Annotated in this window: 1 protein-coding gene and 1 pseudogene; both read right to left on the bottom strand. The window is 60.6% G+C overall.

What is annotated here, in order from left to right; translation table 11 throughout:
* Positions 1–316: pseudogene (locus tag ACWUI7_RS13470) on the bottom strand (IS200/IS605 family transposon protein TnpB); the annotation flags it as partial.
* Positions 313–702 (bottom strand): IS200/IS605 family transposase, encoded by a 390-nt coding sequence (gene tnpA, locus ACWUI7_RS13465; protein WP_496642717.1) that lies wholly within the window; start codon positions 700–702, stop codon positions 313–315. The gene tnpA and the pseudogene ACWUI7_RS13470, both read right to left, overlap by 4 nt.
* Positions 703–841: the final 139 nt, after the last annotated feature.

The raw sequence follows: 841 nt of genomic DNA, 5'->3' as shown, positions 1-841 counted from the left end.
GCCCCTCCTCCTCGTTGCCCCAGTAGCCCGGCGGGCCAGCGGGTTCGCCAGCCTCTTTCGCCGCGAAGAACGACCGCCACGCTTCGTCGTTCTTGCGCTTCATCTCCTTCGCGGCCGCCGAGCCGAGAACGCCCTTGTAGGTGTCGTGAACGCGTGGGGCGTCCCAGACACTCCCGTCGAGTTCGCCGAAGAACCGCTGCCGGCGCTCGTAGGTGAGTTCGTTCCACAGGCTGGCAGAGGCGTCCAACACCCGATGTAGCAACTCCTCGTCCGTCGGCAAACGGGGCGCTACGTCGAAGATGTTGGAGCGTTTCACTGTCCTGTTTGGGCTTCGATGTACGCTTCGACGGTTTCGTCCGATACGTCGCCAGCGGAGGACACGAAGTAGCTCCGCGTCCACAGTGACGGAAGACCGAAGTCGAACTCCTCGCGCATCCGGCGCGAAGAGTAGCCTTTGACCTGTTGCATGATTTTGTTCGGGGCAAGCTTCGGGTTCCCCTCAATGAACAGGTGTACGTGGTCGGGACGGACCGCAAGCGCCAGTACTTCGAGGCCGAGTTCGTCGGCTTTCTCTTGGATGAGTGCTTCGAGTCGGTCCTTTGCCTCGCCAGTGAGTACCGATTTGCGGTACTTCGGGCACCAGATGAAGTGGTAGTGCAAGCGGTGGACCGAGGTCCGCTCTTTGCTATACCCGCGAGGGATTGGCAGTATATAGATGTGCCACACCAATAAGTGTATCACATCCATTGAGACCCCGGTCGGGCCATCGTCGGCGGTTGTGGCCAATTCGTCCGCTCAGACCCACCCGTGAACGGGTGGGGTTCCGCTCGATTAAGTCTCA

This window comes from Halorubrum orientale (assembly GCF_059623105.1).
This window is presented reverse-complemented; position numbering and strand designations above follow the sequence as displayed.